The sequence below is a fragment of the Bacillus cereus group sp. MYBK108-1 genome (genome assembly GCF_051917185.1).
GTDB lineage: Bacteria > Bacillota > Bacilli > Bacillales > Bacillaceae_G > Bacillus_A > Bacillus_A cereus.
Genome location: NZ_JBQAHZ010000003.1, coordinates 71,202 through 97,216, shown reverse-complemented (window position 1 = coordinate 97,216; position 26,015 = coordinate 71,202). Strand labels below are relative to the sequence as shown.

The following is a 26,015-nucleotide window of genomic DNA, read 5'->3' as shown; positions in this document are numbered from 1 at the left end:
TGTCATTTTTTTACAAGTCTTAACTATTATGAGAGTATATTAATATAGATAGATGAAGGGGAGAGTGAAGGTATGCTAAAAGACATGTTCAAAAGAAAAGAATTAATATGCATTTCATGTCAGAAAAAAATTCAATATGAAGAAGAGCTTGTTGCTTTTGTAAAGTTGCCGAAAGAAAGAAGTATATTAGTTGGTCCATTCGATGTATGTTTGGCGAAAACAGCACAAGAAATATATTGTAAATCATGTTATGACAAAAAAAGCATGACCCAAAGTTATTGAGGGGCATGCTTTTTTCATTGGTGTGCTTTCCCCTCAGATACATTTTGAGTGAGTCGATACCAAAGCCAAAGGTCATTAATGATGGAAGCAAGATCGGCAATTTCTGAATTTAGTTTACAAGAAACTTCGAAGTCTTCTTCGTTATTTAAATAATGTTGTTTTGTATTAATATAGTGCTCAAGTTCTTTTATACGATCAGGAATTTTCCCGCGAACTTGTTCCCATTTTAGTAAAATAGCATGTTGCATTTTTTCGGGGATTTCTTCCCAGTCTTCTTGTAAATGTGGAATTTCAATTCCTAGATGTTCATCGTATAAGAAATACTTTTCCATAAGTTCACCCCCGTTTTCCTGCTTATATTGTACATAAAAACAGAAAGAAGTTCGACGAAATTGTTTGAAAAAATTTGAAAATGACTCTTGATACATTTTATGAAAGGTGGTAAAGTGTGAATTATTATAAAAGAAAATGAATATTTATTCTTTAGGGGGATGCAAAATGGAGAAGAAAAAAGTTGTATTAGCATATTCCGGAGGTCTTGATACTTCCGTTGCAATTAAATGGTTACAAGAGAAGAATTATGATATTATCGCGCTTTGTTTAGACTTAGGGGAAGGTAAAGACTTAGCGTTTGTAAAAGAAAAGGCACTTTCAGTAGGTGCAATTAAATCATATATGATTGATGTTCAAGAAGAATTTGCAAACGAATATGCATTGATGGCGATGCAAGCACACACATTATACGAAGGGAAATACCCTCTTGTCTCTGCATTATCTCGTCCGCTTATTGCGAAGAAATTAGTAGAAATCGCAGAACAAGAAGGCGCAACTGCAGTTGCACACGGATGTACAGGGAAAGGAAATGATCAAGTTCGTTTTGAAGTTTCTATTCAAGCATTAAATCCTTACTTAGAAGTGATTGCACCTGTACGTGAATGGAAGTGGTCACGTGAAGAAGAAATTGCCTATGCAAAAGAAAACGATGTACCAATTCCAATTAATTTAGATAGCCCGTTTTCAATCGATCAAAACTTATGGGGACGCAGCAACGAATGTGGAATTTTAGAAGATCCATGGGCAGCGCCGCCAGAAGATGCATATGAGATGACATTGGCATTAGAAGATACACCGAATAAACCAGAGTTTGTAGAAATCGGATTTGAAGCAGGCGTACCGACTACTTTAAATGGCACTGCATATTCACTTGCAGAATTAATTAAAACGTTAAATGCGCTTGCTGGAAAACACGGCGTTGGACGTATTGATCACGTAGAAAATCGTCTTGTCGGTATTAAATCTCGTGAAGTATACGAATGCCCAGCAGCAATGACGTTAATCACTGCGCATAAAGAGTTGGAAGATTTAACACACGTAAAAGAAGTAGCACATTTTAAACCAGTGATTGAACAGAAAATAACAGAACTTATTTATAATGGTTTATGGTTCTCGCCTTTAAAACAAGCGCTTCATGCATTTTTACAAGAAACGCAAAAGAATGTAACAGGTACAGTGCGTGTGAAATTATTTAAAGGTCATGCGATTGTAGAAGGACGTAAATCTGAATACTCTTTATACGATGAAAAATTAGCAACATATACTGCTCAAGATGAATTTAATCATGATGCAGCAGTTGGATTCATTTCATTATTCGGTTTACCGACGAAAGTATACAGCCAAGTGAATCAAAAGAAGGTGGAAGCGTGAGCAAACTTTGGGGCGGACGTTTTACAGAAGAAGCGGAAGCATGGGTTGAAGAGTTCGGAGCATCCATCTCCTTCGATCAACAATTAGTAAATCAAGATATAAATGGGAGTATGGCACACGTAACGATGCTAGCAAAGCAAGGCATCGTTACGCAAGAAGAAGCAGAGAAAATAAAGATAGGTCTTCAATATTTATTGAAAGAAGCAAAAGAGAATAAGCTACAATTTTCAGTAGAAGCAGAAGATATTCATTTAAACATCGAAAAAATGTTAATTGAACAAACTGGCGAAGTAGGAGGAAAACTTCACACTGGCCGAAGTCGTAATGATCAAGTAGCGACAGATATGCATTTGTATTTAAAAGAAAAGGTAGAACATATTATAAAAGCTACAAAGCAATTGCAAACTGTTCTTGTTCATCAAGCAGAAAATAATATTGAAACCATTATGCCTGGCTATACGCATTTGCAACGTGCTCAGCCGATTTCATTTGCTCATCATATTCTCGCTTACTTTTGGATGTTAGAGCGTGATGTGAATCGTTATGAAGATTCGTTAAAACGTATTAACATTTCGCCATTAGGAGCAGGAGCGTTAGCTGGAACGACATTCCCCATTGACCGAGAGTATAGTGCGGAGCTTCTTGGATTTAATGGAATCTATGAAAATAGTTTAGATGCAGTAAGCGATCGTGATTTCATACTGGAGTTCCTAAGTAACTCCTCTATGCTTATGATGCACTTATCACGCTTTTGCGAAGAACTTATTTTATGGAGTAGCCAAGAGTTTCAATTTATTGAAATGAGCGATCAATATGCAACGGGAAGCAGCATTATGCCGCAAAAGAAAAACCCGGATATGGCGGAACTAATCCGTGGTAAAACAGGCAGAGTATACGGTAATTTATTCAGTTTACTCACAGTAATGAAAGGATTACCGCTCGCTTACAATAAAGACTTACAAGAAGATAAAGAAGGAATGTTTGATACAGTTAAAACAGTAGAAGGATGCCTTCATATTATGGCGGGCATGCTTGAAACGATGACTGTAAACAAAGAAAAAATGGGGCAAGCTGTGACGCAAGATTTCTCCAACGCAACAGAAATTGCTGACTATTTAGCGAACAAAGGACTACCATTCCGTCAAGCTCATGAAATTGTTGGAAAGTTAGTGCTATATTGCACACAAAAAGGAATTTATTTATTAGATGTCTCTCTTGAAACATATAAAGAAATGAGCTCCTTATTTGAAGAAGATTTGTATGAAGTGCTGTCACCATATGCAGCTGTAAAGCGTCGTAACAGTGCTGGCGGGACTGGGTTTGAACAAATCAAAAACGCTTTGGAGAAGGCGAAGGGGTTAACGAAAGAAGTTATTAAGAGTTGAGTTGGGAAGTACGCCAGTCTATTAAAGTCTGGCGTACTTTATTTTTTACTAGCATTTAAGTTACAATGTAGTAAAAAATAACAATTTAGGGGAAGTCTATGAAAAAAATAGTGTTGATCATTGTACTGTTAATTAGCTTAATTGCAAATGCTAAAGTGTTTCTTTTGGACAAATATATGTATGTTGGTGAAAAAGAAAAGCGAGAAGAAGCGGTTATCGCAACGATGTGGCATTTACAAGATAAAGGATATAAAGAAAGTGATATTTTATATATAAAACCGGCCTTTTATAGCAAAATGGATTCTTATGGTATGAATGTACAGTTTAAAGATGAACCAAATGAATCATATACATATAGAGTTTTAAAAGATGCGAAAACAAATAAACTAACTGTACACCAAGATAGCAATGAGTCTGGTGGTATGGGCGGGAAACATCAAGAGCTTAAATAAAGAAAGAAAACGACTGATGGCATTCGCCTGCAGTCGTTTTCTTTTAATCATACTTATGTCGATCTTCCGTAATTCGAATATACTCAATATCCATCAAATCACGAAGTAATGCACCATTACTTAGTTCAACGCCGTGCTTCTCTTTAAAATGAGTGCGAATCGTATCTAGCATTTCAATTTCTTTGCCGTTCACATCTAAAATAATGCGTTCAGAATCATCCATATAGCATCCTCCTTTTTTACACATATATATTTTGTCCGTCTATTTCTAAAAAATGTATGTTAACGTAATGTTAGGAAATAAGAAAGGGATGGAAAATGAGACGTATTTATTTTATAGGGCTAATTTTGTACACATTCATTGTATTACATGTTGCATTCCCAAATATCTTTTCATTTGAGGATTTAGAAACAGTACACGTTGCGATATTTATTTTTGCTCTATTTGTAGTAGATTGCTTTATTTCTATATGGCTTTCGAAAAGAAAAGATATACAAGGCAAAAAAGAAATGGAACGGAAAAAGAGAAAACGTTCCTTTTGGATGATGACATACTGTTTGTCTTTAGTGCTTACTGCTGCTTTTTTTAGTGAACATATTCCATTAGAAAGAGTAAATATTGGATTTGGAGCATTCGTATTCGCATACTATTTTTTTATGCACTTTCTTCCTTATATGAAAGAAAAGCGAGGAGAAGAGGAAAATCCGCTTGTAGAAGAAGCGAAAGAACAAGAGCATAAGAGAATAGAAGGGGATATAAAGAAACTTGGAGAACAAAAGTGGTATTTAAAATCAAAAATCATATACGTTCTTTGCTTTATTACGCCGCCAATTGGTTATTTGTATGTTTTCTTATTTCGTAAAAAAATGACAGAAGGTGCAAGGCGAACGTACTTAACGGTTGCGACGATTATGATGGCATTATGGTCTTTGAAGTTTCTTCCGCCTTATGTGTTGGCAATTACCGTTGTTGTCGTAGCATGTCTTTTGTTTATAGTGAAGTTTATAAAATGAAAAACACCAAGCCTATGTGGACTTGGTGTTTTATCTATAAATTAAAGCTCACCTTGCTCTTCATCACCACGAACAACAAGGACATCGCATTTCGCATAGCGAATAATATGTTCAGAGACGCTACCAATTAGGAAACGCTCAACAGCATTTAAACCAGTCGCACCACACATAATTAAATCTACTTTATGGTTTGGAGCGATTTCTTTTGAAATTTTTGATTTAGGATTACCGAATTCTAATACAGTTTCAATTTTTTCAAGACCAGCTTCAAGCGCAGTTTTTTTGTAGTCTTCTAATAGGTCTTCTGCAAATAGATTTGCACGTTCCGCAATTGCACGGCTATAAGCTTCTACTGCTGAGTATGCTTTTACATCAACGATATGAGCAATTGTTAATGTTGCATTGTTGCGCTTTGCGACTTGAATTGCTTTTTTAAAGGCTTTTTCTGCTTCTTTAGAACCATCCACCGCGATTAAAATATTTGTATATGTATTATTCATAGTAAATTCCTCCCAATCTGTTTTATAACTGTTTACAACTTAATTATAAAACAAATTTTGGTAACGTGCTTGCCAGAAACGTTACAGAATTTTGAAAACTCTGTTTCAATTCATTTTAGTTGTAATTGGAGCGAGAACTTGTTACATATGAAGTATAGCAATTTAAAAGGGGGCAGTTTTGTGAGACATGCGCTCATTACAGCCGGTACGAAAGGTTTAGGAAAGCAAGTAACAGAAAAGTTATTGGCTAAAGGCTATTCAGTAACAGTAACGTACCATAGCGATATCACGGCTATGGAAACGATGAAAGAAACATATAAAGATGTGGAAGAGCGTCTACAATTCGTGCAAGCGGATGTCACGAAAAAGGAAGATTTACATAAAATAGTAGAAGAAGCGATGAGCCGTTTTGGCAAAATTGACTTTTTAATTAATAATGCTGGTCCATATGTATTTGAACGAAAAAAGTTAGTTGATTATGAAGAAGATGAATGGAATGAAATGATTCAGGGAAATTTAACAGCGGTATTTCATTTATTAAAACTTGTCGTTCCGGTCATGAGAAAACAGAACTTTGGCCGTATTATTAATTACGGATTTCAAGGGGCGGATAGTGCACCGGGATGGATTTATCGTTCAGCTTTTGCCGCAGCGAAAGTAGGACTTGTTTCATTAACGAAAACAGTTGCTTATGAAGAAGCGGAGTATGGTATCACTGCGAACATGGTATGTCCTGGTGATATTATTGGCGATATGAAAGAGGCAACTATTCAAGAAGCACGTCAGCTGAAAGAGCATAACACACCGATTGGTAGATCTGGAACAGGTGAAGATATTGCAAGAACCATTTCGTTTTTATGTGAGGACGATTCCGATATGATTACCGGTACAATTATTGAAGTGACTGGTGCAGTGGATGTTATTCATAGACATCGATAGAATAAAATAAGATGAAGTTTCGAATAATTGGACAGTTTATCCATTGTGCTGAGAGGTGCGGATAATACTGTCCTTTAATATAAAATTAAATCTATCGGAAAACTCGTGTTATTTTTTTTTCAAATATTGAGATATTATGTTAAAATATAAGAGCGTAGAAAGCGCTTTAAAAAATGATTCAGGGGTCATTTCATAACTCAAGGGGGAACTAATCATGCGTATCGGTATTCCAACAGAAATTAAAAACAATGAAAACCGTGTGGCAATGACGCCAGCGGGAGCAGTACATTTAGTACAAAATGGTCACGAAGTTTTTGTTCAAAAAGGAGCAGGTTTAGGATCTGGCTTTACAGATGAAGAATACGTACAAGCTGGTGCGAAACTTGTAGAAACTGCTGAAGAAGCATGGAATCAAGATATGGTTATGAAGGTAAAAGAGCCAGTAGCAAGTGAATACGGCTATTTCCGTGAAGGCTTAATCTTATTCACATACTTACACTTAGCTCCAGAACCAGAATTAACGAAAGCATTAATCGATAACAAAGTTGCATCAATCGCATACGAAACAGTACAATTAGACAATCGTTCTTTACCATTACTTGCACCTATGAGTGAAGTGGCTGGTCGTATGTCTGCACAAATCGGTGCACAATTCCTTGAGAAAAACAAAGGCGGTAAAGGTATTTTACTTGCAGGCGTTCCAGGGGTAAAACGCGGCAAAGTAACAATCATTGGCGGTGGTCAAGCTGGTACAAACGCAGCTAAGATTGCAGTAGGTTTAGGTGCAGATGTAACAATCATTGACTTAAGTGCAGAACGTCTTCGTCAATTAGATGATATTTTCGGTAACCAAGTAAAAACATTAATGTCTAATCCATACAACATTGCAGAAGCTGTTAAAGAATCTGACCTTGTTATTGGAGCAGTATTAATTCCGGGTGCAAAAGCGCCAAAACTTGTAACTGAAGAAATGATTCAATCAATGGAACCAGGTTCTGTCGTTGTAGATATCGCGATTGACCAAGGTGGTATTTTCGAAACAACTGATCGTATTACAACTCATGACAACCCAACTTACGAAAAACATGGCGTTGTTCATTATGCAGTTGCTAATATGCCAGGTGCAGTTCCACGTACGTCAACTCTTGCATTAACAAACGTAACAGTACCATATGCAGTACAAATTGCTAACAAGGGCTACAAAGAAGCTTGCTTAGGCAACACTGCATTATTAAAAGGTATTAACACATTAGATGGTTATGTAACATTCGAAGCAGTTGCGGAAGCTCACGGCTTACAATACGCTGATGCAAAAGAGCTTCTTGAAAAAGCTCCTGCTTTATCATAATAGAAATACATTTGAGACCTTCCTTTTCGTGAGGAGGGTCTTTTTTATATGGAGAAATAACATGTGAATAATTGTTATTTATTGGTGTAAAACGATTTTTATTATGATAATTTAGAATTATATAATAAAAAGAGGAAGAAAAAACAGGCAAAGAGACAAAGGTATATAAAGAAAAAACAGGAACAGAACATACCTTTTTCACAAAAAGTAGTCATTACGATAGAGAAAACATTTCGGTATATTTGTATGGCTCTGTATGTAATTTTGTGTATGTATTCATTTGGAGTGTTTTACAGTTTTGGGATAACTCCCAATATTATTGAGAGCATTCTAGAATTTATACTTGTTGTAATAGAATTAGCCTTATTCGTTATACTCTTTGCTACAGTATGGCCTAGTCATGAAAGTAAAAAAGATAGAAAAAGAAGCAAAAAATCTTCATACGCTTCAAGCTCATCAAGTGGATTCGGTGACTACAGTAGCAATGACTGTAGTAGCTCAAGTGATGGTGGAGGAGATTGCGGAGGTGGTGGAGATTAAGTTAGTTTTTTAGAAGAACGACTAATGAAAGGATGGGACGAAAGATGGAGACTGTGAACTTAATAGAATTAACAAAGGATATTAAAGATCAACATAAAAACTTCGTCGTTTCAAATATAAACAGTCATTGCTTACGAATCGCTGTATTTACTGGTGAATATGATTGGCACTATCATTCTAATTCGGATGAATTATTTATTGTGTTAGAGGGAGAATTACTTATTGATTTTGAAGATGGAGAAACAGCGGTTTTAAAGCCAAATGATTCAATCTTAATTCCAGCATGTAAGATTCATAGAACGAGAGCATTAAAGAGAACTGTAAATCTTTGTTTTGAACATATAGAGGCGGATACGATTAAAGTGGAGCAATTATGAAAAAATTATCCGTAGCCGAGTATAGAAAAATCCTTCCGATTTTAGAAAGTCATACAAAAACGACGACGTTTGCTTATGCGGTATGTGATCAAGTGATAGATGGTGAGATTTTTGCAAACGAGAAATTAACAGCAGGACTAATTCGTACAGCTAACGGTATTTATTATTTATTTGGTGATACTGATGATCAAAATTATAACGAAGATTTATTTTCTTTTATAAAAAAGGCTATTGAAAAAACAGAGAAGAGATTTACATTGTTCTCTTCGAGTAACGAGTGGGAAATGATGATAGAAGAACGTTTTAGTCATGTACTTCGAAACATTCCGCGAATGAAATTTCAAAGCGTAACCTTTGAAGAGAGAAAACGAGATTGTAACAAAAATACATATGAAGTGAAGCGTATTGATAGAAGAGATATAGAACGAAGCAGTGAATTTACAGAGGAGTACTACAAAGAATATTGGGGATCAAAAGAAACGTTTTTAAACGGTGGTTTTGGATTTTGTATAGAACTAGAAGGAATGATTGTAGCGGAATGTGTTTCAATATTTAGTGGGAACGGATTTGCTGAAATTGATATTGTGACGCATAAAGCGTATCAAGGGAAAGGATTAGCCCAAGCTGTTGCAGCAAGGTTTATTGAACATTGCATACAAAATGATATTATACCGTGCTGGGATTGTTATGTAGACAATATTCCTTCGCAAAAATTAGCTAGTAAATTAAGTTTTTATCATCCAATAGAATATAGATTGTTTGTACGTAAGAAAACGGGGGAATAAAAATGAATGTAGAGTTAACGAGATTTAAAGTTAAGCCTGGTAAGAGTCATCGAGTAAATGAATGGATGCAGCTTCTGAATGACAATATGAAAGAAGTACTTTTGACATTAAACGACGAAAAGATGTACGTTGAGACAATTTTCCGGGAAATAAGAGATGGAGAAGAGTACTTATATTGGTATTCTGTGCAAGGAGAAGGTGGGGCTCTTGTCGAAAATTCTCATTATGAAATTGATAAAAAGCACTTGGAATTTTGGTATGAGTGTATTGATGAAGAAGCACCCTCTGTTGATATGAAAACAGAAGTCGTTATGATTCAAGATGTTGTGAAGGACGCGATGAAATAATAGAATAGTATTTCAGAGAAGCGCATCAAAATGGATGTGCTTTTTATTATGAAACAATTTATAAAAGCTGCATTTGGATGTCTTTAAGTGAAAATAAAGAGGGATACTGAGAATATTTTAGGATAAACTATAAAGTGAAACTTTAATCAGTGTGGGGTTCATCCCCCATCTAACTTCTTGCTTCCGCTGAATTTTGATGTGAGGTCTTACTGCCCGTTAATGCGGGATAAAGAAATAAAAAACACCAAACCAAAAGACTTACCAATATACGGTGTAGTCGTAACAGGCAAAACAGAGGATTTACAAAGTTTACAAGGAGCACCATATATTAAGGCTGCTGTAAGAGGTGTAACAGTTGAGAAATATTGATTATAAACGATTAATGTGAATAATCAGAAAATTTATGTTATAATATGGGAAAAGGAGGTTTATATGAGGCAAATACATGGAGCAATTTATATTTACATAACAATGTTTTTCGTGGCGGTATCCTATGGATTGGGGCACGTGTATTCGCATCCTATACTAACTTTTTTAAGCGGAGCATGTATGGCGTTTGCGCTTCTTGTCCACCTTTTCTCAGTTTGGATCGTGAAATTTCAATTAAATATTAGTGAAATAGAAGAAGGCACTTTTTGAGTGGCCTTCTTTTTTTAATAATATTTTGGAAGTTCTTGTAGCAATTTTTCAATTTCGCATTCTGTTTCTTCACATATAGAAAGCTTGCGCAGTCTGAAAAATAAGCTGCGTAAGAAAGATTTTATATTTCCGTATAGAAACTCGTATGATTCAATATGTAATGTTTGTTTTTGAACGGGTAATTGAGCTACTAAATCACGAAGGGCTAATATGAGTGCTTCTTCCTTTAAGCCATTTTGTAGCATTGCGACAATCGGATAAACGATACGTTCATCTTCTTCATATTTGTAATAGATGGAATGAACACAAACTTTGTTTAATAAAGTTTGTAATATTTCTTCGTAATATAAAGTTTCCAGTTTAGGACTATTCACAAGCGCCTCAAATGTATCAGAAGCATGAGCGATACTATGTGCCCAGCCGTGTTTTTGCACATATCCCCGGAAATCATGTTCGTTGTTCATATATAGAATTAGTTGATCTTTTACATTTGAAATATCAGTCTGTGATAAGAAATTATGATTTGTATCAGCATCAATAATGAGGGCAATTAATAATGTTGTAAATGCTCGGGTAAATACCGCATCTTCATCATCTGAATGAATCTTATACAATAAATATTTTTCACCGATGCTTTCTAATAATAGTTTCTGTAATTGTGTGTGTGAAAGATATTCCTTCTTGATGAGATGAAAAAAAGTAGAGTAGATGAGTTTGTCCCTTAAATAGCTATCAGTATCGCCAATTTGCTCAAGCATATTGGAACTTAAAGAATCAATGTTAAGTGTGTTATCCAGTATGTAATTATTATTACGAATTTCTTCTAACTGTTGTCGTAACATATAAACCCCCTGTTTTAGAAAATTCTGTATTTTAATAGTATAATAGAAGGAAGAAATAGACAATAAATAAGTGCATTTGAATGGAGGGGCATGATGAAGAGAGCGTTATTCTTTTTCATTAGTATTTTCTTTTTAGGAAGCTGCTCGATTTGGTATTTTACTTTTTCTAGCGAGAGCAAAAGTTGGACTGGACAATATAAAGGGCATATTAAGGATGACAGTGAAGATGGAATGTTTACGTTTCAATATAAGGGCGGGGATGGAAAGACAGAATTTAAAAACTTAGAGATTGCTATTAATGGAGCCTTTAGTACAATGACACAAACGTCAGAAGTTCATAGAGGAGCAAAGGTTGAAATGAAGTCTTCTTGTGTAAGTTGCGCGCCTATCTCTAAAGATGAACCTATAGAAGTTGTGATTAAATGGGATGATAAGTATGAGGAGAAGATGGTGTTAAATTTGAAATAGCCTAGAGTAAGGAGTTAAAAATGAATAGGCATATGAAAATTGTTATGTTTTTAAGTGTATTTCTAGTCGTATTATCAGCGTGTGATACAAAACAAGTAGAGCAAGTAACGGTAAAAGAAGTACCTAAAGAAGGGTATATCATATTAAGAAATGACACGATGTTTTTTGCCGATGATAAAACGGTTGAAACAAAAGTAGAGTTGCAACATTATATAGAACAACAAATGAATAAAGAGCATCCAGCACATATAGTCTTGAGCTTTAAGGACAAAGACGCATATAAACAGTTAAAAACAGGGGATAAAATAAAAGTATGGTTTTCTCAAATACTTGAAAGTTATCCAGCAAAAATGATTGTAGAGAAATTTGAAATAGTAGGGAAATAGAAAAAGGCAGCACTCCCGCTGCCTTTTTCTATTATTTTACAAATTGTAACTCTTTCGGGAATTTCGTTAAAATTTCTGATCCGTCTTTTGTGATGTAAATATCATCTTCAATACGAACGCCACCTACGTTTGGTACGTAAATACCAGGTTCGATTGTGAAGACCATACCTTCTTTTAATGGAGACTCGTTACCAGCTTTTACATCTGGATATTCGTGTACGCTAATTCCAAGTCCATGACCAAGTCGGTGTGGGAAGAAGTCTCCGTAACCTGCATCTGCGATAACAGAACGAGCAGCGTTGTCGATTGCGCCAAGTGTAACACCTGGTTTACATGCTTCAACTGCTTGTAGTTGTCCAGCAAGTACAGTGTTGTAAATACGAGTTTGTTCTTCAGAAATCTCGCCGAATGCCACTGTACGTGTAATATCAGAGCAATAACCGTCAATGATTACGCCTAAATCAAATAGTACGAAATCACCGCGTTTCATTTTGTTTGCGCCAGGAATACCGTGTGGAAGAGCTGAGTTCGCACCTGCTAATACCATCGTATCAAATGACATTTTATGTATGCCTTTTGTTTTTAATTCGTGTTCAATAATTGCTAATACTTCTAGTTCACTACGATCTTCTTTAATTGCATTTACACCAACTTCAACAGCATAGTCCGCCATTTTAGCTGCTTCGCGTAAAATAGAAAGTTCTTTTTCATCTTTAATTAAACGAAGTTCGCGAACTTTCTCCTCAGCTGATTTGAAAGCTGCATTTGGGAATAATTTCGTTAATTCTTCGTAGCGCTCTACGTTTAAATGTTCTTTTTCAATTGCAACTGCATTTGCATTGATGCCGCGGTCTTTAATTGCTTTTGCAATCATATCCCATGGTCTGTCAGTATCAGTAAATCCGATAATTTCATGTGCCCAGCCAGCGTTACGTGCTTGACCTTCTTCCATTTTAGGGCAAATTAAAATAGGTTCTTTTTCTTGGAATACAAACATACCAAGTAATCTTTCGTGTGGTTCACAGTGGAAGTTTGTCATGTAGAAGACGTTTGGTGTAGAAGTTAAGAACGCAGCTTCTACGTTTTTTTCTTTTAGCCATTGCATTAAATTTTCTAATCTAGCATTCATCGATTGGCACCCCCGAGATATTTAATTACAAATATAACTTTAACTCGGAAGAAAGCGTTATGACAAGTAAATAGATGTTAGAAAAGACAGGGAATTGAAAAATCATGTAGAATAAAAAGTGAGAATGTGAATAGGGGAGGAATGTAATAATGAAAGTATCTTATCATGGACATTCAGTTGTGAAAATTGAGGCGAATGGAAAAGTTATTTTAATTGACCCATTTTTAACAGGTAATCCGAAAACAGATTTAAAAGCTGAAGATGTAAAAGTGGATGCAATTCTTTTATCGCATGGACACGGTGATCATGTTGGAGATACAGTAGAACTTGCGAAGAAAAATAATGCAGTTGTTGTAGCGCCATTTGAACTAGCAACATTTTTAAGTTGGCAAGGTGTAAATACACACCCGATGCATATTGGGGGTTCACATGAATTTGACTTCGGAAAAGTGAAGTTTACACAAGCATTCCACGGCTCTAGTTATATTGATGAAGCAAATAAGACGATTACATATACAGGTATGCCAGCAGGTATTTTATTTACAGCAGAAGAGAAAACTGTATACCACGCAGGAGATACTGCACTATTCTCTGATATGAAGTTAATTGGGGAATTAAATAAAGTTGATCTAGCATTTTTACCAATTGGTGATAATTTCACAATGGGGCCAGAAGATGCTGTACTAGCGGCAAAATGGATTAATGCGAAAACTGTTGTACCGATGCATTACAATACGTTCCCAGTTATTGAACAAGATCCATATCAATTTGTAGAAAAGCTACAAAATTGTACAGGGAAAGTATTAGAAGCTGGAGAAAGTATTACACTATAGAAAAGAAACCCTTCATTTGAAAAGAAAAGTGAAGGGTTTTTTACGTGTGTAGGACAGCTTTTAATGCTTGTATTTGTTTTGGTGATTCTTCTCTTTTGGTACGTGGTTGTTCAGGTGTTTCATTCAATTCCATTGCAACTTTTTTCCCATCTACGAAAGCTAAAAATACAGCACCTACAACCTCTAAAAGTTTTTTCATCATGTGTTCGCTCCTTTATTTTATTTCTTGTCTTAATTGTATAGGCAATTAAGTGGGCGAACTATCGAATGAGATGACAATAGCATTACATTGTTGTAATAGAATGACTGGTGGAATGTAAGTGTCATTTTGTTATAAAAAAAATAGTACAGGTATGCAAAGAGAGAGTGTAACAGTTTTGAAAATATAGTATACTGAAAGTACAACACATGAAGAATTTAGGGAAAAGAAAGTATGGTGAAACCATTTGGCTACTAAGCATAACCAAATTTTAGAACATATTAATAGCCTGCCAGTAGGCCATAAAATTTCTGTAAGACAAATTGCGAAAGATTTGAGTGTAAGTGAAGGTACCGCTTACCGTGCAATTAAAGATGCAGAAAATAAAGGATATGTTAGTACAATTGAACGTGTCGGAACAATTCGAATTGAACAAAAGAAGAAAGAGAATATCGAAAAACTGACATATGCAGAAGTCGTTAACATTGTCGACGGTCAAGTACTTGGGGGCAGAGAAGGACTACATAAAACATTAAATAAATTCGTAATCGGAGCTATGAAATTAGAAGCGATGATGCGCTATACAGAAGCTGGGAATTTACTCATTATTGGTAACCGTACCAATGCACATGAATTAGCGCTAGAAACTGGAGCCGCTGTATTAATTACGGGCGGATTTGATACGGAAGATCATGTGAAGAAATTAGCAGACGAATTAAAGCTGCCGATCATTTCAAGTAGCTACGATACATTTACGGTCGCAACGTTAATTAATCGTGCAATTTATGACCAACTTATTAAGAAAGAAATTGTACTCGTTGAAGATATTTTAACGCCAATTGAAGAAACGTTATATTTAAAGCCGAGTGATACAGTACAGCAATGGCATGCATATAACGAAGAGACAATGCACGGAAGATATCCAATTGTCGATGAAAGTAACAAAGTACTAGGAATCGTAACTTCAAAAGATATGATCGGAGTAGCGAAAGAAACACCAATTGATAAAGTAATGACAAAACACCCAATTACAGTGAACGGTAAAATGTCTGTCGCAGCTGCGGCACGTATGATGGTGTGGGAAGGAATTGAATTACTTCCTGTCGTTGAGGAAGGAAACAAACTGCAAGGTATTATTAGCCGTCAAGATGTACTTCAGGCACTGCAAATGATTCAACGTCAGCCACAAGTTGGAGAAACCATTGATGATATTGTAACGAATCAATTTATGACACCAAAAGAAGCGAAGAATGAGCATCTATATCAATTTTCGGTGACGCCGCAAATGACGAACTCAATCGGGACGTTATCGTACGGTGTATTTGCAACAATTGTGACAGAAGCGACAAATCGCGTCATTCGTGCGCAAAAGAAAAGTGATTTAATTGTTGAAAACTTAACGATTTATTTCGTAAAGCCGGTTCAAATTGATAATGTTGTATCTGTTCATCCGAAAGTATTAGAAATTGGACGTAAATTTGGTAAGGTCGATGTAGAGGTGCATCATGAAGGTAATGTTGTTGGAAAAGCATTACTTATGGTTCAGTTAATCGATAAATAAAAAGATGGAACAAATCGTTTTGATTTGTTCCATCTTTTTTTGTTGTTTTAAATTTGAAAGGCATGATTTTAGATGGGAGTTTTAGTGAAATATGTATGGGATGGAGTGGAAAAGTAATGTGAGAAAAGACGGAATAATAATTCAATTCAGTTGTATATTGTGTTATGATTATATTGTAAGAAAATGGAATCGCGAGAGGTGGTATGCATTATGTCGTCAGCCGTACTCTTTTTTGGTAGTATCGCACTATTTTACTTTCTTGTAATGATACCGATTCAATATTTATATTTACAAGGTTTACATGAAAAAAAGGAAAAGACAGGATTATCTCAGCGAGAGCTATATGAAAAAATGTCTTTTGGAGAAGAACAATTACATTTTCACGTACAAGGGAACCCATTTAATATACCATCTGCGTTTGTTGCGTATATGATTTTGAAAGTTAAGGGACGTAAAAAAGCATCACAATATTGATGCTTTTTTACGTTGCTTCATAGACTTCAGCTTCTTTAACTGCTAATGGCAAGAAATGTTTGTATTGGCGAAACCCGTTAAATACACTTGCACTACCAAATAGAACGAATAAAACACCAACGATAATACGAGCGGTTGAAAGTTCTAAAAAGAATTGGTTTATCCCGAAAAATAAAACGAATGAACCGAGTGCCATTGCGGATTTTCCTGAGAGCCAACCTTTCTCCATTGGGCGGTTTGTACGAAAGTATTTTGTTTTGTAAAAGAGGTACAACATAAATGAGACGATAATACAGAAGACTAATACTGGCATAATGAACACTCCCATCGCTTTGTGAAAAATAATAGAAAAGAAAAAGAAATATCTAAACTTTCTAACTTTTATTATAAAGCAATTGTTCGCATGTATGAAATACTTTCCGTTATAATGGAGGATAAAGTGAAGAAGTTGATTAAAAAGGAGATTATACATATGCATGAGCAAATTTTAGGAGCAATTAAAGAGTTTGATACAATTATTATTCATCGCCACGTGCGTCCGGATCCAGATGCGTTAGGTTCACAGGGTGGTCTTGGTACAATTCTACAAGAATCGTTTCCAGAGAAAAATATTTATACGGTTGGGTATAATGAGCCGTCACTAGCATACTTACGAGTAATGGATGATATTGAAGATAGTGTATACGAAAATGCGCTTGTTATTGTTTGTGATACTGCGAATCAAGAACGTGTTGACGATCAACGCTATACAAAAGGGAAGATGTTAATTAAAATTGATCATCATCCAAATGAAGATCCGTATGGAGATATTACGTGGGTAGATACGACAGCGAGTTCTACAAGTGAAATGATTTATGAGTTTTATAACTATGGAAAAGATAAAGGATTAAAAATAACAAAAGAAGCAGCCCGCCTTATTTTAGCAGGAATTGTTGGAGATACAGGTCGTTTCTTATTCCCGAATACGACAGCAAAAACACTTCGTTACGTAAGTGAGCTTGTTGACATGGGTGTGAAATTCACAGATTTATACAATGAGATGTATAAGACAAAAGAAAAAATTGCTCGTTTAAACGGTTATATTTTACAAAACTTTACGATGGTAGAAGAAGGAGCAGCTTACATTAAATTAACGAAAGAAGTATTAGAAGAGTTTGATGTACTTCCTTCTGAAGCATCTGGTGTTGTTGGAGCGCTTGGCAATATTGATGGATTAAAGGCGTGGGTTCTATTTTTAGAGGAAGACGACGTAATTCGTGTTCGTCTTCGTTCAAAAGGACCAGTTATAAACAAATTAGCAATGCAATATAACGGCGGGGGGCATCCGATGGCTTCTGGTGCGAAGGCATCTTCTTGGGAAGAAGCGGATCGTCTTTTTGCTGATTTACGTGAGATTTGTAAATAAGAGACTATATGTTAGAACGAAAAGAAGGAGCGGCGCTAAAGCCCTCCTTCTTTATTTTTCTTTCTCTATAGTAATGCTAATTTCAAGCACTGTATCAAAAGATATTGTATCGACTTTAAAACGGTATAGCCGATCGTAATGTTTGTACGTTTTATTTTCGATTACCTTTTTAAGTAGGTCTTTATTTTTTGCGATACTTTGAATGTTTTTCGTTAAAAGATGTTGGAGGTCATTATGGATAGATGTAGTCATATTTTCGAGTGTGAGATTGTCTAAATCGTATTTTTCTCGATTGATAAGTTTTATTTTAATCTCTTGAATGGTTAAGAGCCGTTTATTTTCAGTGTTCAATTTTTCTTGATCTTCGAGAAGGACGTGGAGCTTTGCTTCTTGTTTTTCTATAATTTCTCTTTGTTCTGCTATTTTACTAGCTTGTTCTTCTTGAAAAACACCGTATATGTACAAAAAAATAAACCAGCTCAACACGCCTCCAACAGCAGCCCCAGCTAATACTAAGTACCATCTTTTTGCTGTATTGGCACTTGGTACTCTCATACATGTTCCTGCGTTAGCCATTTAATAATAATGAGACCTGTTTGCATACCACCAGTTGCGAAAAAAATAAGGAGAATTTGCTTTACGATATCTTTCATATCTCCGCCAAAGAAACTTCTTTCAAAGCTATAAAAGGTATCGAATGTTCCGCCGATTGCTGCAACGAGTGCCCAAATTCTTAAATTTTGGGCGAATTGATTAATGTAAGTTAGAGCTGGTTTTCCGATAAGAAACGCACCAAATCCACCAATTAATGAACCGCCAAGTATAACCCCAAAGGCAATAAAATAACTAATAATAAGCAGAGAGAAAAAAGTATGTTCTCTTACATCCATCGTCATTCCCCTTTCTTCTTCATATATATGGACAAAGTATAAGAAGTATGTTTTGATTTCCGCTTTCCTCATCACCTATAATAAAAGTAGTCAAATAGGTAAAGAGAGGGTACAACAGTGAAGTTTGTGCATTTACAATGTCAAACCGTTTTTAGTTTATTAAAAAGTGCTTGTAAAATTGATGAGCTTGTAGTCAGGGCGAAAGAACTCGGTTTTTCATCGCTGGCTATTACGGATGAAAATGTTATGTATGGCGTTATTCCGTTTTATAAAGCATGTAAGAAACATGGTATACAGCCTGTTATTGGATTAACCGCTTCTATTTTTAGTGAAGAAGAAGAAAGGTCTTATCCGCTTGTATTACTTGCTGAGAATGAAATAGGCTACCAAAATTTATTAAAGATTTCTAGCAGTATTATGACAAAGTCCAAAGAAGGTATTCCTAAGAAGTGGCTTGCGCATTATGCGAAAGGATTAATTGCAATTTCACCAGGTAAAGATGGCGAAATTGAGCAATTATTACTAGAAGACAATGAGAGTCAGGCTGAAGAAGTAGCTCGCACGTATCAAAATATGTTTGGCCATTTTTATATGAGTTTGCAGCATCATGCGATTCAAGATGAGTTGCTTTTACAAGAGAAACTACCTGAATTTATTAGTAGGGTTAATATTCCAGTCGTTGCAACAAACGATGTGCGCTATATCAATCAAAGTGACGCGCTTGTTCACGAATGTTTACTATCTGTTGAAAGTGGAACGAAAATGACTGATCCAGATAGGCCGAGGCTGAAAACAGATCAGTATTATTTAAAGTCATCGGATGAAATGGAAGCACTATTTTCCCATGCGCCGGAAGCAATCCAAAATACAATAAAAATTGCAGAGCGTTGCCAAGTAGAAATACCGTTCCATGTAAATCAACTTCCGAAGTTTCCTGTTCCGTCTAATGAAACGAGTGATATATACTTGCGTCGTGTTTGTGAAGAAGGTTTGCGGAAACGATATGGTGAACCGAAAGAAGTGCATATAAAGCGTTTGGATCATGAATTAAATGTTATTTCTCGTATGGGATTTAGTGATTATTTCCTCATCGTATGGGATTTTATGAAGTATGCACATGAAAATCATATTCTAACAGGACCAGGTCGTGGATCGGCAGCTGGTTCACTCGTTTCATACGTATTAGAAATTACAGATATTGATCCAATTGAATACGATCTATTATTTGAAAGGTTTTTAAATCCTGAACGTGTGACGCTTCCCGATATTGATATTGATTTTCCAGACGTAAGACGTGATGAGATGATTCGATATGTGAAAGATAAATACGGTCAGCTCCGTGTTGCGCAAATTGTAACGTTTGGTACGCTTGCAGCAAAAGCGGCAATTAGAGACATTGCTCGCGTAATGGGGCTTCCGCCGCGAGATATTGATATATTTTCAAAACTTATTCCATCAAAGCTTGGTATAACGTTAAAAGATGCATATGAAGAATCACAATCACTTCGTGAGTTTATACAAGGGAATCTTCTGCATGAGCGTGTATTTGAAATCGCAAAACGTGTAGAAGGTTTACCACGTCATACGTCTATTCATGCGGCTGGTGTTATTATGAGTCAAGAACCGCTAACAGGAAGTGTAGCAATTCAAGAAGGACATAACGATGTTTATGTTACGCAATATCCAGCCGATGCGCTAGAAGAACTTGGTTTGCTTAAGATGGACTTTTTAGGATTACGTAATTTAACGTTACTTGAAAATATTATAAAATTTATCGCGAACAAAACAGGGAAAGAAATCGATATAAGAAACTTACCTCTTCAAGATGAAAAGACGTTCCAATTATTAGGGAGAGGGGATACAACAGGTGTATTCCAGCTTGAGTCGGGTGGTATGCGAAATGTACTTCGCGGGTTAAAACCGAATGAGTTTGAAGATATCGTAGCTGTTAACTCGTTATACAGACCAGGACCGATGGAACAGATACCGACTTTTATTGAATCGAAACATGGAAAAAGAAAAATTGAATATTTACATCCGGATTTAAAGCCGATTTTAGAAAGAACATACGGCGTCATTGTATACCAAGAACAAATTATGCAAATTGCATCGAAGTTAGCTGGTTTTTCGCTCGGAGAAGCAGATTTACTGCGCCGTGCGGTGAGTAAAAAAAATCGTGATATTTTAGATCAGGAACGTAAGCATTTCGTCCAAGGATGTTTGCGAAATGGTTATGATGAGACATCCGCAGAGAAAATTTATGATTTAATTGTAAGATTTGCGAATTACGGTTTTAACCGAAGTCACGCTGTAGCTTACAGTATGATCGGATATCAGCTTGCCTATTTGAAAGCGAATTATACGCTGGAATTTATGACGGCATTATTATCAAGCGCAATTGGAAATGAAGATAAGATTGTACAGTATATACGAGAAACGAAGCGGAAAGGTTTTCACGTTTTGCCACCGTCTCTTCAGAGGAGTGGCTACAACTTCCAAATAGAAGGGAATGCGATACGTTACAGTTTACTTTCGATCCGAAATATTGGAATGGCTACAGTGACGGCATTATTAGAAGAACGAGAGAAAAAAATGTTCGAAGATTTATTTGAATTTTGTCTTCGTATGCCGTCAAAGTTCGTAACGGAGCGTAATTTAGAAGCTTTCGTCTGGTCGGGATGTTTTGACGATTTTGGTGTTTCGAGAACGAATTTATGGAAAAGTATTAAAGGGGCGTTAGAGTACGCGAATCTCGCACGTGATTTAGGAGATGCTGTTCCAAAATCAAAATATGTACAAGGAGAAGGGTTATCTTTTATTGAACAACTAAATAAAGAGAAGGAAGCGCTTGGCTTTTATTTATCAAGTTATCCGACAGCGCAATATGTGAAGTTAGCAAAAGAATTAGAAATTCCATCTCTCGCTCAGGCGATGCGACACAAGAAAAAAGTACAAAGAGCTATTGTGTATATAACAAGTGTGAGAGTGATTCGTACGAAAAAGTTTCAAAAGATGGCATTTATTACATTCTGTGATCAAAATGATGAAATGGAAGCGGTCCTCTTCCCGGAAACGTATATACATTTCTCGGATAAGTTGCAAGAAGGAGCAATTGTTTTAGTTGACGGTACGATTGAGCTAAGAAATCATAAGCTGCAATGGATTGTAAATGGACTATATCCGCTAGAGGAAATGGATGTTTATGAAGAAAAGAAAGACGCATCTGTTTACGTGAAATTGCCGTCTCAGTATGAGAAAAAGCTTTTAAATCAGGTTACGAAAATATTGTTCGACTATTCAGGTTTTGCGAAAGTACTAATTTATTATGAAAAGGAACATAAAATGGTACAATTATCTCGGAGTTTATCGATTCATCCAAGTGAAGAATGTTTAGGAGCACTTCGTGAAATTGTCGGGGAAGAAAATGTAGTTGTGAAAATATAATGGACAATTTCCCTACACTTCGATTATTATAGTAGTAGTGTTCGTGGTCAGACCACTTGGAGAAATTGATATCAGCAAGAATAATTTGAGGAGAGTGGATAGTTTGTCAACACTTCGTGAAGAAGCACTTCACATGCATAAAGTGCATCAAGGAAAATTAGAAACTGTATCAAAAGTAAAAGTAGAAAATGCAAAAGATTTAAGTCTTGCATATTCTCCAGGGGTTGCAGAACCTTGTAAAGAAATTTATGACGATAAAAGTAAGGTATATGAATATACGATGAAGGGAAATATGGTAGCAGTTGTGACAGATGGAACAGCTGTACTTGGTCTTGGTAACATTGGACCTGAAGCATCTCTTCCAGTAATGGAAGGTAAAGCTGTATTATTCAAGAGCTTTGCTGGTGTAGATGCATTCCCAATTGCCTTAAATACAAACGATGTAGATAAAATTGTTGAAACTGTAAAATTAATGGAGCCAACTTTTGGCGGCGTTAACTTAGAAGATATCGCAGCACCAAACTGCTTCATTATTGAAGAGCGTTTGAAAAAAGAAACAAATATTCCTATCTTCCATGATGATCAACACGGAACAGCTATTGTAACAGTAGCAGGTCTTGTAAATGCACTGAAATTAGTTGGAAAGAAAATGTCTGACATTAAAGTTGTCGCAAATGGCGCAGGTGCAGCAGGTATTGCAATTATTAAACTTTTATATCGCTATGGTGTACGCGACATTATTATGTGTGACCGTAAAGGCGCAATCTATGATGGTCGTCCTACAGGTATGAATCCGGTGAAGGATGAAGTTGCAAAATATACAAATAAGAATCGTATAGAAGGTTCTTTAGCTGATGTTGTACAAGGTGCGGACGTATTCATTGGTGTATCTGCAGAAGGTGCATTAACAGAAGAGATGGTTCGTACAATGAATGACGATGCGATTATTTTTGCAATGGCGAATCCAGTTCCAGAAATTATGCCAGAATTGGCAAAAGCAGCGGGCGCAGCTGTTGTTGGAACAGGTCGTTCTGACTTCCCGAACCAAGTAAATAATGTACTGGCGTTCCCTGGTATTTTCCGCGGTGCACTTGACGTACATGCGACACAAATTAACGAAGAAATGAAGATGGCAGCTGTACAGGCTATTGCTGAGCTTGTAGCAGAAGATGAGTTAAATGCAGACTATATCATTCCGGCACCATTTGACGCGCGTGTAGCGCCTCAAGTAGCGGCTTACGTTGCAAAAGCAGCAATGGAGACAGGAGTAGCTCGCCGTCAAGTAGATCCAAATGAGATCGCTGAAAAAACAAAACAATTAGCGCTGATTGGTAAAGAATAAGCGAGGAATTTCCATTGACATCATCAAATACAAAAGTATATCTCGAAATTGTAAAAAAAATCCGTTCCATTATGGAAGAGGATGGTTTGGTGGCGGGGGATCGTTTGCCGTCTGAGCGTGAGTTAAGTTCACGCTTAAACGTAGGACGTTCCTCTGTAAGAGAAGCATTGCGTGCTTTAGAACTGGTAGGATTGATTGAAACGAGACGTGGTGAAGGGACGTTTATTCGAAACTTTTATGATAACGGTCTTGTACAATTAATTGCTCCGTTCTTATTGCAAGATGAGAAAACAATTCGTGATTTATTACAAACGAAACGATTACTTGAGAAAGATATGATTCGAATTGTATGTAATTTACCGAAAGAAACGTTTTCTAAAGTACTAAGTAGATTACACCAAGTACTTGAAGGAAATGAAAGCTCAGTCCCAACGCTTCATCAAACGTTCTTTAAAACACTTATTGAACAAGTCGATAATTATTTACTATATCGCATTTGGATGATCGTAAATGATTACGTAGCAACTCTTTCTTGTAAAGTTTCAAGAGATTCTATCGATATGTATAGAAAGCTTTATGCTACTTTGGAAGAAAAACAAGAAAATGATGCACTAAAAATTTACGATGAATTAGTAGAGAATATACAGTTTCACTCGTAATGTATAAAATTTGTCGAAATGACCATGACACGTTATGACAAACATTCTACCGCGTAGCGGTTAAAGTTAAACGTAAAGAGTGAGGTTATTAGACAGATTGAGAAGATAAGGCTAACATCAAACTTTGGTGTTAGCCCCATTTTCTTCTTACGCTAACCTTAGCTCTCAACGAAGGGGGTCAAATTGTGCTAAGAGATTTATTCGTGAAAAAGAAAAAGTACGCTGCAATACCTTCAGAACAAGTACGAAAAGATGTACCAGATGGCGTTATGACAAAATGTCCGGAATGTAAAAAAATCATGTATACGAAAGAACTTCTAAAAAATTTAAAAGTATGTGTGAATTGTGGATATCATCATCCTATGAATGCATGGGAACGTCTTGATAGTATATTGGACGAAGGGTCATTCCGTGAGTATGACAAAGAAATGGTTTCATTAAATCCACTCGAGTTTCCAGGTTATGAAGAGAAACTAGAGAGCGATCGTAAGAAGACTGAATTGAACGAAGCGGTTGTAACTGGTGAAGGAACAATTGATGACATGCTTGTTGTTGTTGCAGTAATGGATTCTCGTTTTCGAATGGGGAGCATGGGCTCTGTAGTAGGAGAAAAAATCGCCCGTGCGGTTGAAAAGGCGTACGACTTACAAGTTCCATTTATTATCTTTACTGCTTCGGGTGGTGCCCGTATGCAAGAAGGTATATTAAGTTTAATGCAAATGGCAAAAACAAGCGTAGCTTTGAAAAAGCATAGTAATGCAGGAGGATTATTTATTTCTGTTATGACTCACCCAACGACGGGCGGGGTTTCAGCGAGTTTCGCTTCACTTGGTGATTATAATCTTGCAGAACCAGGTGCACTTATCGGATTTGCTGGTAGACGTGTAATTGAACAAACGGTGCGTGAGAAACTACCAGAAGATTTCCAAACGGCAGAATTCTTACTAGATCATGGTCAATTAGATGCGGTGGTGCATCGTGATGATATGAGAGAATCACTTCGCAAGATTTTAGAAGTTCATCAAGGAGGGGAAATGGCTGTATGGCAGAGCTAGAATTTGAAAAACCAGTTGTTGAGCTAAGAAATAAGATTCGTGAACTGAAAGACTATACGAAAAACAGCCAGATGGACTTCAGTGAGGAGATTCGTATTTTGGAAGAAAAGCTAGAAAATTTAGAGGAAGATATATACGGCAATCTGAAAGTATGGGACCGTGTTCAAATTGCTCGTCATGCAGAACGACCGACAACGCTCGATTATATTGAGCACTTATTTACTGATTTTTTCGAATGTCATGGAGATCGTCTATTTGGCGATGATGCAGCGATTGTCGGCGGCATTGCGAAATATAAAGGGATGCCTGTAACTGTAATTGGGCATCAGCGCGGAAAAGATACGAAAGAAAATATTCGCCGTAACTTTGGAATGCCTCATCCAGAAGGATATCGAAAAGCATTACGTTTAATGAAGCAGGCGGAAAAGTTCAATCGTCCTATTATTTGTTTTATTGATACGAAAGGAGCTTATCCTGGTAAAGCTGCTGAAGAACGTGGTCAAAGTGAAGCTATCGCCCGCAATTTATTTGAAATGGCAGGTTTAACGGTACCTGTTATTTGTATCGTTATCGGCGAAGGTGGTAGTGGTGGTGCGCTAGGCCTTGGAGTTGGAGATTACATTCATATGCTAGAAAATTCCACTTATTCTGTTATTACACCAGAGGGTGCAGCGGCAATTCTTTGGAAAGATGCAGGAAAAGCAAAGGAAGCTGCAGAGGCAATGAAAATTACAGCAGCAGATTTGAAAGAATTAGGTGTAATTGACGAAATTATTCCAGAAGCAAGAGGCGGAGCTCACCGTAATATTTTGAAACAGTCAGAAAATATAGACTTAATGATTCGAAAAACTTTTGAACAATTAAACGGAATTTCGAAAGATGAATTAATCGAAAAACGTTATGAAAAATATATGAAAATTGGGCAAGTTTCGTTTTCAAACGCTTCCATTTGGATAAAATAAGAAAAGCGTGCGTTCCACTTCGCGAATGCACGTTTTTATTATGAAAAGACACAT

General features: G+C 36.3%; 32 protein-coding genes and 1 pseudogene. 24 read left to right on the top strand and 9 right to left on the bottom strand.

The genetic code is table 11. From position 1 onward, the window contains the following. Nucleotides 1–72 precede the first annotated feature (72 nt). The gene (locus ACTFSL_RS06855; protein ID WP_000910274.1) at nucleotides 73–282 is read left to right on the top strand and encodes a hypothetical protein; all 210 of its coding nucleotides are present in this window, start codon (nucleotides 73–75) and stop codon (nucleotides 280–282) included. Between the two features lie 14 nt (nucleotides 283–296). Here the strand turns inward: ACTFSL_RS06855 and ACTFSL_RS06850 are convergent, their stop codons facing one another. Continuing rightward, entirely contained in the window at nucleotides 297–614 is a 318-nt protein-coding gene (locus tag ACTFSL_RS06850; protein WP_000417218.1) for a hypothetical protein, read from the bottom strand. A 166-nt stretch (nucleotides 615–780) separates the two neighbouring features. Here ACTFSL_RS06850 and ACTFSL_RS06845 point away from each other — a divergent pair, with 166 nt between their 5' ends. The 3 genes from ACTFSL_RS06845 (at nucleotide 781) to ACTFSL_RS06835 (ending at nucleotide 3,823) form a co-directional block, all read left to right on the top strand. Beyond that, nucleotides 781–1,986 (top strand): argininosuccinate synthase, encoded by a 1,206-nt coding sequence (locus tag ACTFSL_RS06845; protein WP_000412315.1) that lies wholly within the window; start codon nucleotides 781–783, stop codon nucleotides 1,984–1,986. Then, on the top strand, nucleotides 1,983–3,371 hold the full coding sequence (argH, locus tag ACTFSL_RS06840; protein ID WP_440041412.1) for an argininosuccinate lyase: 1,389 nt from the start codon (nucleotides 1,983–1,985) through the stop codon (nucleotides 3,369–3,371). Before ACTFSL_RS06845 ends, argH begins: the two co-directional genes overlap by 4 nt. Nucleotides 3,372–3,469: 98 nt before the next feature. Continuing rightward, nucleotides 3,470–3,823 carry a DUF3139 domain-containing protein gene (locus ACTFSL_RS06835; protein ID WP_000725032.1) on the top strand — a complete coding sequence of 118 codons (354 nt, stop codon included), beginning with the start codon at nucleotides 3,470–3,472 and terminating at the stop codon, nucleotides 3,821–3,823. Between the two features lie 43 nt (nucleotides 3,824–3,866). Here the strand turns inward: ACTFSL_RS06835 and ACTFSL_RS06830 are convergent, their stop codons facing one another. Next, nucleotides 3,867–4,046 carry a hypothetical protein gene (locus ACTFSL_RS06830; protein WP_000342760.1) on the bottom strand — a complete coding sequence of 60 codons (180 nt, stop codon included), beginning with the start codon at nucleotides 4,044–4,046 and terminating at the stop codon, nucleotides 3,867–3,869. Nucleotides 4,047–4,141: 95 nt separating this feature from the next. Between ACTFSL_RS06830 and ACTFSL_RS06825 the strand changes: the two genes are divergently transcribed. After that, the gene (locus ACTFSL_RS06825) at nucleotides 4,142–4,837 is read left to right on the top strand and encodes a hypothetical protein (RefSeq protein ID WP_001252877.1); all 696 of its coding nucleotides are present in this window, start codon (nucleotides 4,142–4,144) and stop codon (nucleotides 4,835–4,837) included. A 41-nt stretch (nucleotides 4,838–4,878) separates the two neighbouring features. On the opposite strand, the gene ACTFSL_RS06820 is transcribed toward ACTFSL_RS06825, so the two are convergent. Continuing rightward, nucleotides 4,879–5,337 (bottom strand): universal stress protein, encoded by a 459-nt coding sequence (locus ACTFSL_RS06820; RefSeq protein ID WP_001066673.1) that lies wholly within the window; start codon nucleotides 5,335–5,337, stop codon nucleotides 4,879–4,881. 147 nt (nucleotides 5,338–5,484) lie between these two features. On the opposite strand from ACTFSL_RS06820, the gene ACTFSL_RS06815 reads away from it, so the two are divergent. The 8 genes and pseudogenes from ACTFSL_RS06815 to ACTFSL_RS06780 all read left to right on the top strand — a co-directional run bounded on the left by ACTFSL_RS06815 (nucleotide 5,485) and on the right by ACTFSL_RS06780 (nucleotide 10,312). Continuing rightward, on the top strand, nucleotides 5,485–6,276 hold the full coding sequence (locus tag ACTFSL_RS06815; RefSeq protein ID WP_002024902.1) for an SDR family oxidoreductase: 792 nt from the start codon (nucleotides 5,485–5,487) through the stop codon (nucleotides 6,274–6,276). A 214-nt stretch (nucleotides 6,277–6,490) separates the two neighbouring features. Continuing rightward, on the top strand, nucleotides 6,491–7,624 hold the full coding sequence (gene ald, locus ACTFSL_RS06810) for an alanine dehydrogenase (protein ID WP_001219403.1): 1,134 nt from the start codon (nucleotides 6,491–6,493) through the stop codon (nucleotides 7,622–7,624). Between the two features lie 165 nt (nucleotides 7,625–7,789). Next, the gene (locus ACTFSL_RS06805) at nucleotides 7,790–8,164 is read left to right on the top strand and encodes a hypothetical protein (RefSeq protein ID WP_440041492.1); all 375 of its coding nucleotides are present in this window, start codon (nucleotides 7,790–7,792) and stop codon (nucleotides 8,162–8,164) included. Between the two features lie 44 nt (nucleotides 8,165–8,208). Then, a complete protein-coding gene (locus ACTFSL_RS06800) occupies nucleotides 8,209–8,541 on the top strand; it encodes a cupin domain-containing protein (protein ID WP_000450925.1) in 333 nt (110 codons plus the stop codon). Then, on the top strand, nucleotides 8,538–9,326 hold the full coding sequence (locus ACTFSL_RS06795) for a GNAT family N-acetyltransferase (RefSeq protein ID WP_375363843.1): 789 nt from the start codon (nucleotides 8,538–8,540) through the stop codon (nucleotides 9,324–9,326). The genes ACTFSL_RS06800 and ACTFSL_RS06795 overlap by 4 nt, the downstream gene beginning before the upstream one ends. 2 nt (nucleotides 9,327–9,328) lie before the next feature. Continuing rightward, the gene (locus tag ACTFSL_RS06790) at nucleotides 9,329–9,673 is read left to right on the top strand and encodes a DUF6176 family protein (protein ID WP_001100217.1); all 345 of its coding nucleotides are present in this window, start codon (nucleotides 9,329–9,331) and stop codon (nucleotides 9,671–9,673) included. Nucleotides 9,674–9,901: 228 nt separating this feature from the next. Next, nucleotides 9,902–10,042 (top strand): annotated as a pseudogene (locus tag ACTFSL_RS06785) (anti sigma factor C-terminal domain-containing protein); the annotation flags it as partial. 63 nt (nucleotides 10,043–10,105) lie between these two features. Further along, nucleotides 10,106–10,312 carry a hypothetical protein gene (locus ACTFSL_RS06780; RefSeq protein WP_001248908.1) on the top strand — a complete coding sequence of 69 codons (207 nt, stop codon included), beginning with the start codon at nucleotides 10,106–10,108 and terminating at the stop codon, nucleotides 10,310–10,312. Between the two features lie 14 nt (nucleotides 10,313–10,326). On the opposite strand, the gene ACTFSL_RS06775 is transcribed toward ACTFSL_RS06780, so the two are convergent. Continuing rightward, complete coding sequence (locus ACTFSL_RS06775) at nucleotides 10,327–11,154, bottom strand: DUF2785 domain-containing protein (RefSeq protein WP_075676881.1); 828 nt, start codon at nucleotides 11,152–11,154, stop codon at nucleotides 10,327–10,329. A gap of 93 nt (nucleotides 11,155–11,247) precedes the next feature. Between ACTFSL_RS06775 and ACTFSL_RS06770 the strand changes: the two genes are divergently transcribed. Further along, on the top strand, nucleotides 11,248–11,622 hold the full coding sequence (locus ACTFSL_RS06770) for a hypothetical protein (protein ID WP_000816717.1): 375 nt from the start codon (nucleotides 11,248–11,250) through the stop codon (nucleotides 11,620–11,622). Between the two features lie 20 nt (nucleotides 11,623–11,642). Continuing rightward, nucleotides 11,643–12,008, top strand: a complete 366-nt coding sequence (locus tag ACTFSL_RS06765; protein WP_001079377.1) for a DUF3221 domain-containing protein — start codon at nucleotides 11,643–11,645, stop codon at nucleotides 12,006–12,008. 31 nt (nucleotides 12,009–12,039) lie between these two features. On the opposite strand, the gene pepQ is transcribed toward ACTFSL_RS06765, so the two are convergent. Continuing rightward, nucleotides 12,040–13,137 carry a Xaa-Pro dipeptidase gene (pepQ, locus tag ACTFSL_RS06760; protein WP_000994026.1) on the bottom strand — a complete coding sequence of 366 codons (1,098 nt, stop codon included), beginning with the start codon at nucleotides 13,135–13,137 and terminating at the stop codon, nucleotides 12,040–12,042. A gap of 149 nt (nucleotides 13,138–13,286) precedes the next feature. Between pepQ and ACTFSL_RS06755 the strand changes: the two genes are divergently transcribed. Further along, the gene (locus tag ACTFSL_RS06755; RefSeq protein WP_000868922.1) at nucleotides 13,287–13,970 is read left to right on the top strand and encodes a metal-dependent hydrolase; all 684 of its coding nucleotides are present in this window, start codon (nucleotides 13,287–13,289) and stop codon (nucleotides 13,968–13,970) included. A gap of 40 nt (nucleotides 13,971–14,010) precedes the next feature. Here ACTFSL_RS06755 and ACTFSL_RS06750 read toward each other — a convergent pair whose 3' ends face one another. Next, complete coding sequence (locus tag ACTFSL_RS06750) at nucleotides 14,011–14,172, bottom strand: hypothetical protein (RefSeq protein WP_000976303.1); 162 nt, start codon at nucleotides 14,170–14,172, stop codon at nucleotides 14,011–14,013. A 244-nt stretch (nucleotides 14,173–14,416) separates the two neighbouring features. Here ACTFSL_RS06750 and ACTFSL_RS06745 point away from each other — a divergent pair, with 244 nt between their 5' ends. Further along, on the top strand, nucleotides 14,417–15,730 hold the full coding sequence (locus tag ACTFSL_RS06745) for a CBS domain-containing protein (RefSeq protein WP_000201572.1): 1,314 nt from the start codon (nucleotides 14,417–14,419) through the stop codon (nucleotides 15,728–15,730). 210 nt (nucleotides 15,731–15,940) lie between these two features. Further along, nucleotides 15,941–16,204, top strand: a complete 264-nt coding sequence (locus ACTFSL_RS06740) for a DUF3949 domain-containing protein (protein WP_000093045.1) — start codon at nucleotides 15,941–15,943, stop codon at nucleotides 16,202–16,204. A gap of 7 nt (nucleotides 16,205–16,211) precedes the next feature. Here the strand turns inward: ACTFSL_RS06740 and ACTFSL_RS06735 are convergent, their stop codons facing one another. Then, a complete protein-coding gene (locus tag ACTFSL_RS06735) occupies nucleotides 16,212–16,517 on the bottom strand; it encodes a YtpI family protein (protein WP_001144776.1) in 306 nt (101 codons plus the stop codon). Nucleotides 16,518–16,676: 159 nt separating this feature from the next. Between ACTFSL_RS06735 and ACTFSL_RS06730 the strand changes: the two genes are divergently transcribed. Beyond that, entirely contained in the window at nucleotides 16,677–17,609 is a 933-nt protein-coding gene (locus ACTFSL_RS06730) for a DHH family phosphoesterase (protein WP_000545136.1), read from the top strand. Between the two features lie 51 nt (nucleotides 17,610–17,660). Here ACTFSL_RS06730 and ytrI read toward each other — a convergent pair whose 3' ends face one another. After that, nucleotides 17,661–18,164, bottom strand: coding sequence for a sporulation membrane protein YtrI (gene ytrI / locus ACTFSL_RS06725; RefSeq protein ID WP_001265736.1), 504 nt, complete (start codon nucleotides 18,162–18,164; stop codon nucleotides 17,661–17,663). After that, nucleotides 18,161–18,574 carry a YtrH family sporulation protein gene (locus ACTFSL_RS06720; RefSeq protein WP_002005839.1) on the bottom strand — a complete coding sequence of 138 codons (414 nt, stop codon included), beginning with the start codon at nucleotides 18,572–18,574 and terminating at the stop codon, nucleotides 18,161–18,163. Before ACTFSL_RS06720 ends, ytrI begins: the two co-directional genes overlap by 4 nt. Before the next feature lie 42 nt (nucleotides 18,575–18,616). Between ACTFSL_RS06720 and dnaE the strand changes: the two genes are divergently transcribed. The 5 genes from dnaE to accA all read left to right on the top strand — a co-directional run bounded on the left by dnaE (nucleotide 18,617) and on the right by accA (nucleotide 25,961). After that, on the top strand, nucleotides 18,617–21,943 hold the full coding sequence (dnaE, locus tag ACTFSL_RS06715; RefSeq protein ID WP_440013237.1) for a DNA polymerase III subunit alpha: 3,327 nt from the start codon (nucleotides 18,617–18,619) through the stop codon (nucleotides 21,941–21,943). 133 nt (nucleotides 21,944–22,076) lie between these two features. Next, the gene (locus ACTFSL_RS06710; RefSeq protein WP_161508111.1) at nucleotides 22,077–23,285 is read left to right on the top strand and encodes an NAD(P)-dependent malic enzyme; all 1,209 of its coding nucleotides are present in this window, start codon (nucleotides 22,077–22,079) and stop codon (nucleotides 23,283–23,285) included. A 14-nt stretch (nucleotides 23,286–23,299) separates the two neighbouring features. After that, nucleotides 23,300–23,944, top strand: coding sequence for a FadR/GntR family transcriptional regulator (locus ACTFSL_RS06705; RefSeq protein WP_000204448.1), 645 nt, complete (start codon nucleotides 23,300–23,302; stop codon nucleotides 23,942–23,944). 185 nt (nucleotides 23,945–24,129) lie between these two features. After that, nucleotides 24,130–24,999, top strand: a complete 870-nt coding sequence (accD, locus tag ACTFSL_RS06700) for an acetyl-CoA carboxylase, carboxyltransferase subunit beta (RefSeq protein WP_000942856.1) — start codon at nucleotides 24,130–24,132, stop codon at nucleotides 24,997–24,999. Continuing rightward, nucleotides 24,987–25,961 carry an acetyl-CoA carboxylase carboxyl transferase subunit alpha gene (gene accA, locus ACTFSL_RS06695; protein WP_000818804.1) on the top strand — a complete coding sequence of 325 codons (975 nt, stop codon included), beginning with the start codon at nucleotides 24,987–24,989 and terminating at the stop codon, nucleotides 25,959–25,961. The genes accD and accA overlap by 13 nt, the downstream gene beginning before the upstream one ends. The last annotated feature ends 54 nt before the right edge of the window (nucleotides 25,962–26,015 follow it).

Bases quoted from the DNA above. Each gene is read 5' to 3' on its own strand.
- ytrI (WP_001265736.1), bottom strand. From the start codon at position 18,164: ATGAGAGTACCAAGTGCCAATACAGCAAAAAGATGGTACTTAGTATTA.
- ACTFSL_RS06855 (WP_000910274.1), top strand. From the start codon at position 73: ATGCTAAAAGACATGTTCAAAAGAAAAGAATTAATATGCATTTCATGT.
- ACTFSL_RS06850 (WP_000417218.1), bottom strand. From the start codon at position 614: ATGGAAAAGTATTTCTTATACGATGAACATCTAGGAATTGAAATTCCA.
- ACTFSL_RS06825 (WP_001252877.1), top strand. From the start codon at position 4,142: ATGAGACGTATTTATTTTATAGGGCTAATTTTGTACACATTCATTGTA.
- ACTFSL_RS06820 (WP_001066673.1), bottom strand. From the start codon at position 5,337: ATGAATAATACATATACAAATATTTTAATCGCGGTGGATGGTTCTAAA.
- ACTFSL_RS06770 (WP_000816717.1), top strand. From the start codon at position 11,248: ATGAAGAGAGCGTTATTCTTTTTCATTAGTATTTTCTTTTTAGGAAGC.
- ACTFSL_RS06800 (WP_000450925.1), top strand. From the start codon at position 8,209: ATGGAGACTGTGAACTTAATAGAATTAACAAAGGATATTAAAGATCAA.
- accA (WP_000818804.1), top strand. From the start codon at position 24,987: ATGGCAGAGCTAGAATTTGAAAAACCAGTTGTTGAGCTAAGAAATAAG.
- ACTFSL_RS06765 (WP_001079377.1), top strand. From the start codon at position 11,643: ATGAATAGGCATATGAAAATTGTTATGTTTTTAAGTGTATTTCTAGTC.
- ACTFSL_RS06710 (WP_161508111.1), top strand. From the start codon at position 22,077: ATGCATAAAGTGCATCAAGGAAAATTAGAAACTGTATCAAAAGTAAAA.
- ACTFSL_RS06755 (WP_000868922.1), top strand. From the start codon at position 13,287: ATGAAAGTATCTTATCATGGACATTCAGTTGTGAAAATTGAGGCGAAT.
- ACTFSL_RS06740 (WP_000093045.1), top strand. From the start codon at position 15,941: ATGTCGTCAGCCGTACTCTTTTTTGGTAGTATCGCACTATTTTACTTT.
- ACTFSL_RS06790 (WP_001100217.1), top strand. From the start codon at position 9,329: ATGAATGTAGAGTTAACGAGATTTAAAGTTAAGCCTGGTAAGAGTCAT.
- ACTFSL_RS06795 (WP_375363843.1), top strand. From the start codon at position 8,538: ATGAAAAAATTATCCGTAGCCGAGTATAGAAAAATCCTTCCGATTTTA.
- ACTFSL_RS06845 (WP_000412315.1), top strand. From the start codon at position 781: ATGGAGAAGAAAAAAGTTGTATTAGCATATTCCGGAGGTCTTGATACT.
- ACTFSL_RS06730 (WP_000545136.1), top strand. From the start codon at position 16,677: ATGCATGAGCAAATTTTAGGAGCAATTAAAGAGTTTGATACAATTATT.
- ACTFSL_RS06775 (WP_075676881.1), bottom strand. From the start codon at position 11,154: ATGTTACGACAACAGTTAGAAGAAATTCGTAATAATAATTACATACTG.
- ACTFSL_RS06815 (WP_002024902.1), top strand. From the start codon at position 5,485: ATGAAGTATAGCAATTTAAAAGGGGGCAGTTTTGTGAGACATGCGCTC.
- ald (WP_001219403.1), top strand. From the start codon at position 6,491: ATGCGTATCGGTATTCCAACAGAAATTAAAAACAATGAAAACCGTGTG.
- ACTFSL_RS06750 (WP_000976303.1), bottom strand. From the start codon at position 14,172: ATGATGAAAAAACTTTTAGAGGTTGTAGGTGCTGTATTTTTAGCTTTC.
- ACTFSL_RS06735 (WP_001144776.1), bottom strand. From the start codon at position 16,517: ATGCCAGTATTAGTCTTCTGTATTATCGTCTCATTTATGTTGTACCTC.
- pepQ (WP_000994026.1), bottom strand. From the start codon at position 13,137: ATGAATGCTAGATTAGAAAATTTAATGCAATGGCTAAAAGAAAAAAAC.
- ACTFSL_RS06780 (WP_001248908.1), top strand. From the start codon at position 10,106: ATGAGGCAAATACATGGAGCAATTTATATTTACATAACAATGTTTTTC.
- ACTFSL_RS06830 (WP_000342760.1), bottom strand. From the start codon at position 4,046: ATGGATGATTCTGAACGCATTATTTTAGATGTGAACGGCAAAGAAATT.
- ACTFSL_RS06835 (WP_000725032.1), top strand. From the start codon at position 3,470: ATGAAAAAAATAGTGTTGATCATTGTACTGTTAATTAGCTTAATTGCA.